General features: G+C 64.3%; 6 protein-coding genes. 1 reads left to right on the forward strand and 5 read right to left on the reverse strand.

The genetic code is table 11. From position 1 onward, the window contains the following. From AKL29_RS01740 to AKL29_RS01760, 5 genes are all read right to left on the reverse strand, one after another. A partial coding sequence (locus AKL29_RS01740; RefSeq protein WP_050382710.1) for a branched-chain amino acid ABC transporter permease occupies positions 1-1,013 on the reverse strand: 1,013 nt, incomplete at its 3' end. Between the two features lie 2 nt (positions 1,014-1,015). Beyond that, positions 1,016-1,894 carry a branched-chain amino acid ABC transporter permease gene (locus tag AKL29_RS01745; protein ID WP_028338103.1) on the reverse strand — a complete coding sequence of 293 codons (879 nt, stop codon included), beginning with the start codon at positions 1,892-1,894 and terminating at the stop codon, positions 1,016-1,018. A 13-nt stretch (positions 1,895-1,907) separates the two neighbouring features. Further along, positions 1,908-2,621 (reverse strand): ABC transporter ATP-binding protein, encoded by a 714-nt coding sequence (locus AKL29_RS01750; protein WP_028338104.1) that lies wholly within the window; start codon positions 2,619-2,621, stop codon positions 1,908-1,910. After that, complete coding sequence (locus tag AKL29_RS01755; protein ID WP_028338105.1) at positions 2,618-3,415, reverse strand: ABC transporter ATP-binding protein; 798 nt, start codon at positions 3,413-3,415, stop codon at positions 2,618-2,620. Before AKL29_RS01755 ends, AKL29_RS01750 begins: the two co-directional genes overlap by 4 nt. A 69-nt stretch (positions 3,416-3,484) precedes the next feature. Continuing rightward, entirely contained in the window at positions 3,485-4,351 is an 867-nt protein-coding gene (locus tag AKL29_RS01760) for an IclR family transcriptional regulator (protein WP_018269093.1), read from the reverse strand. Positions 4,352-4,521: 170 nt separating this feature from the next. On the opposite strand from AKL29_RS01760, the gene AKL29_RS44170 reads away from it, so the two are divergent. Beyond that, positions 4,522-4,948, forward strand: a 427-nt coding sequence (locus AKL29_RS44170) for an enoyl-CoA hydratase/isomerase family protein (RefSeq protein ID WP_430648847.1), incomplete at its 3' end; no start/stop codon positions are given.

A 4,948-nucleotide genomic window follows, 5' to 3' on the forward strand; every position in this document is an offset into this window, starting at 1 on the left:
TTTTTCTTGAACTTTGCGGCCAGTTGCTGGGCAACGATCGCAACCTGCCTGGCGCCATGCGGCACGAGGAAGATGACGAGGAACAGCAGCACGCCGAACACGGCGCCCGAAAGGCCCTTCGAAATACCCTCGGCGATGTTGGGCACGAAGATGATGAAGGCGGAGCCGACGATCGAGCCGGGCAGCCAGCCGACGCCGCCGACCACCATGCCGAGGAACAGCGAGATCGCGAGCTGGATGGTGTAGCCGTCGGGTGCCACGAACTGCACCGCGATGGCGCCGAGACCGCCGGCAACGCCGGTGATGCCGGCCGAGACGCCGAACGCCAGCGTCTTGTACAGCGCGACGTCGACGCCCATCGCGGAGGCCGCGATCTCGTTGTCGCGGATCGCCATGAAGGCGCGGCCGGAGCGCGAGCGCAGCAGGTTCACCGAAGCCACGTAGATCGCGATGGTGACGACCAGCGTGAAGTAATACAGCCACATGTCCTGCGACAGCGGCAGGCCGAACGGGGCGTCCGGCTTGGTGACCACGAGGCCCTGCACGCCGCCGGTCCAGTGCTCGAAATAGCCGAGCTTGAGTAGCTGCGGCATCGCGGTGGCGAGCGCGAAGGTCGCGAGCGCCAGATAGACGCCGGATAGCCGCAGCGCCGGCTGGCCGAACAGGAAGCCGAAGGCGAAGCAGATGATGCCGGCGATCGGCAGCGTGAGGGCATAGTTCATGCCCGCATGCTCCATCAGGATCGCCGAAGTATAGGCGCCGACGGCGTAGAACGCGCTCTGGCCGAGCGAGAACTGGCCGCTTCCGCCAGTCAGGATGTTGAGCGCCAGCACCGCAAGGCCGTAGATCAGAAGCATCGTCATCTGGAAGATGATGAAGTTCTTCACGAACAGCGGGATCAGGACGAGCGCGGCGAGCACCACGAGCGAGGTGCCATAGCCGAGCGTCATGGCGCGCTTGGGAACGGCCTCGACAGCGGAGCCTTCTGTGACGATTTCTTCAGCGGCGCTCATGATCAAACTCGCTTCACGATGGCGCGGCCGAACAGGCCTGCCGGTTTCACGACCAGGACGACGATGATCAGCGCAAGCGCGATCGGAAGTTTCAGTTCATTGCCGACGCCGGGGATGTAGGTGCCGACGAGGTTCTCGAAGACGCCGACCAGGAAGCCGCCCATGACGGCGCCGAACGGGCTCGACAGGCCGCCGAGCACGGCCGCGGCAAATCCATAGATCAGCACGCCGAGCATCATGTTCGGTTCGAGGAACACCACCGGCGCGATCATCATGCCGGCGATCGAGCCGATCGCGGACGCCATGCCCCAACCCAGCGCGATCATCCACGAGGTGTTGATGCCGACGAGGCGCGCCGATTCCGGCAGCGAGGCTGCCGCCCGCATCGCCAGACCCACCCGGGTGAAGCGGAAGAAGAAGAACAGCAGGAGCAGCATCAACAGCGTGATGCCGATCATGCCGGCCTGGTGGGTCGAGATCAGCTGGCTGCCAAGGAACGGCGAGGAGCCGAACGGCGTCGGATACTGCTTGATGGTGAAGTCCCAGATCAGGCCGGCGACCGAGTTGATGATCGCGTAGAGTGCGATGAAGCCGGCGACGTTGGTCAGGATCGGCGCCTTCGCCAGCGGCTTGAACAGCAGCCGCTCGATGACGATGCCGGCGGCAAACGAAAAGGCGACGGTGAGCACGAAGGCGCCCCAGTAGGGCACGCCCCATTGCATCAGCTGCCAGGACACGAAGGTCGAGAACATCGCCATTTCGCCCTGGGCGAAATTCAGATGGTCGATGGCCTGGTAGATCATGACTACCGCGAGCGCCATGCAGGCATAGATCGCGCCGGTGGCGATGCCGGCCAGGACCTGGTTGGCAAAAAGCTCCATTGTGCCAGCTCCCTCAGTAGCCGAGATAGGATTTGCGGACGTCTTCGTTGTTCGCGATGTCCTTGGCATTGCCCGACATCACGATCCGTCCGGTTTCGATCACGTAGGCCTGGTCGGCGAGCTCGAGCGCAAGCTGCGCGTTCTGCTCGACCACCAGGATGGTCACCTTTTCCTCGCGATTGATCTTGCCGAGGATCCGGAACAGGTCGCGCACGATCAGCGGCGCGAGGCCGAACGACGGCTCGTCGAGCAGCATCAGGCGCGGCCGCAGCATCAGCGCGCGCGCCACCGCGAGCATCTGCTGCTCGCCGCCGGACAGCGTGCCGGCCTGCTGGGTGTAGCGCTGCTTCAGCACCGGGAAATGCTCGTACATCCGCTCGATGTCGCCGCCGATCGCCTTCTTGTCGGCGCGGCTGATGGCGCCGAGCTGCAGGTTTTCCTCCACCGTCATGTTGGTGAAGGTGCCGCGGCCCTGCGGCACGTGGGCGATGCCGAGGCGGACCACGTTTTCGGTCGAGCGCGTGCCGATCGGCTTGCCCTCGAACTCGATCGCGCCGGTCGAGCGCACCATGTTGCAGATCGCCCGCAGCGTCGTGGTCTTGCCGGCGCCGTTGGCGCCGAGCAGGGTCGTCAGCGAGCCCTCGTTGAGCGAGAAGTTGAGGCCGTGCAGGGCCTGGACCTGGCCGTAATAGGCGCGCAGGTCCTTGACGTTGAGCATCGTGGTCATTGGTCCTTGCTCCCCAGATAGGCCTTGATGACATCAGGGTCGGCCTGGACCTGGGCCGGCGTGCCTTCGGCAAGCTTGCGGCCGAAATTGAGCGCGACGACGTGGTCGGCGATCGACATCACGAGACCCATGTGATGCTCGACCAGCAGCACGGTGATCTTGCGGTCGTCGCGGATTTTGCGGATCAGGTCGCCGAGCACGTAGACTTCCTCGTGATTGAGGCCGCCGGCCGGCTCGTCGAGCAGCAGGATCTTCGGGTCCGCGGCCAGGGCGCGCGCCAGTTCGACGCGCTTCTGGGTGCCGAACGGAAGTCCCGAGACCACGGTGTGGGCGACGTCCTCGAGATCGAGATAGCCGAGGATGTCGTGCACCTTCTTGTTCATGTCGGTCTCGCCGCGGCGGACCCAGGCGAGGCGCAGCGAGTCGCTGACGATGTCGCTCGAGGTGCGCGCATGCGCGCCGACGCGCACATTGTCGATCACGGACAGGTTGGGGAACAGCGCGACGTTCTGGAAGGTGCGGCCGATGCCGATCTCGGAGATCCGGTGCGGCGGGCGCGACAGGATGCTCTTGCCTTCCATCAGGATGTCGCCGGACGACGGCTGATAGAGCCGCGACAGGCAATTGAACAGCGTCGTCTTGCCGGCCCCGTTCGGCCCGATCAGCCCGAGGATCTGTCCATGGCGCATGTCGAACGACACGCCGTTCAGTGCGATGATGCCGCCGAACACGACGCTGACGTCGCGAACCGCGAGCAGGGGATCATTCCCCTGCGCGAGCTGTGCCTGCGTCATCTCGTCTCGCCCGCCGTCTTCGAGCGGTGCGAGCGGCCCTGCGATGCGTTTCGCTGGGCGTGATGGAGGCTATCTGATCCCCTCGGCCAAACGTGCAACTTTCCCTCCTACTCTGGTCTTTTTGCGTTCTTCTTTTTTGGATTGCGGCGCCATTCCACCGAGCGCCTGCTCGATGTTCCTTACCATCGCGACAAGACGAGGTCCAATGTCGTTGAGCAATCTGTCTTCCGTGAAGCGGAATGCCGGCGCGCCGCAGTTGAAGGCGTAAGGACCGGTTCCGTCGTTCAATCTCAATGCGACGCCGACTGCGGCGACGTCGTTCTGCCAGTCGCCTGCGGACATCGTGAAGCCGTGCTTCGCGACCGTCTCGCCGGAGCGCTCGATGCCGTCGCGCATCTTGGCCCAGCGGCTGCCATAGTGATCGCGCAGCTCGCGTAATAAAGCCGCGCGCTCGTCGGGCGGCAATGCCCAAATATAGGCACGTCCCATCGCCGTGGTTGCGATCGGCACCCGCGAGCCGACGTCGAGTTGTACGCCGAGCGCCAGGCCGTTCCGGCTCTGGCCGAAATAGATCATGCTGTGGCGGTCGCGGCCGCCGACGGCGACCGCGCCGCCGGTCGCGCGCATCACTTCTTCTCGATAGGGCTCGGACAAATGCCGAACGCCGAGATTGGCGAGCGCGGCGTAGCCGAGTGCCATCGCCGACGGCGCGAGCTGGTACTTCTCGAACTTCGGTACAGGTGTAAGGTATCCCAGCTTGGTAAGCGTGTAGGTCAGCCGGGAAATGGTTGGCTTCGGCAACTTGGTGCGGGCCGCAATCTCCTGATTGCCGAGCAGCCCGTCATTGGGTTGGAATGCGCGCAGCACGTCCAGTCCGCGGGAAAGCGCGACGACGAAATTGCGATCGGTCGCGGCTTTCTTGCTGGCGCGCTTCATTCCCTGCCCTTGTCATGCTCGTTGACAAGGCACGTGCTTCAAAATAACCCTCCATGTCAAGATGTGGAATTAAATTTCGCAGTGCGAAATTGGTCTAATCGTAGCGGCTCAACGCAAGTCGTGCAGCTACTCAACACAAGTCCAAGAACAAGCATCCAGGGAGAGTCCCGGTGAGTGAAGTCGTCAAGCTCGAACGTCATGACAATATTGCCGTCGTCACGGTTAACAGTCCGCCTGTGAATGCGCTGAGCGCCGCGGTGCGCGGCGGCATCTTCGAATGCATCAAGAGCGCGATCGATGACGCGCAGGTCCAGGGCATCGTGCTGACCTGCGCCGGCCGCACCTTCATCGCCGGCGCCGACATCACCGAATTCGGCAAGCCGCCGAAGCCGCCCGGGCTCGCCGAAGTGCTGAGCCTGATGGAGAGCTCGCCGAAGCCGATCGTTGCCGCGATCCACGGCACCGCGCTCGGCGGCGGTCTCGAGGTCGCGCTGGCCTGCCACTACCGTGTCGCCACCAAGGACGCCAAGCTCGGTCTGCCCGAGGTGAAGCTCGGCCTGCTGCCGGGCGCCGGCGGCACCCAGCGCCTGCCGCGCG

Origin of the sequence: Bradyrhizobium pachyrhizi, from assembly GCF_001189245.1 — a bacterium.
Classification (GTDB): Bacteria; Pseudomonadota; Alphaproteobacteria; order Rhizobiales; family Xanthobacteraceae; genus Bradyrhizobium; species Bradyrhizobium pachyrhizi.

Coding starts and splice junctions, on each gene's coding strand:
- AKL29_RS01745 (WP_028338103.1), bottom strand. CDS start 1,894: ATGGAGCTTTTTGCCAACCAGGTCCTGGCCGGCATCGCCACCGGCGCG.
- AKL29_RS01750 (WP_028338104.1), bottom strand. CDS start 2,621: ATGACCACGATGCTCAACGTCAAGGACCTGCGCGCCTATTACGGCCAG.
- AKL29_RS01755 (WP_028338105.1), bottom strand. CDS start 3,415: ATGACGCAGGCACAGCTCGCGCAGGGGAATGATCCCCTGCTCGCGGTT.
- AKL29_RS01760 (WP_018269093.1), bottom strand. CDS start 4,351: ATGAAGCGCGCCAGCAAGAAAGCCGCGACCGATCGCAATTTCGTCGTC.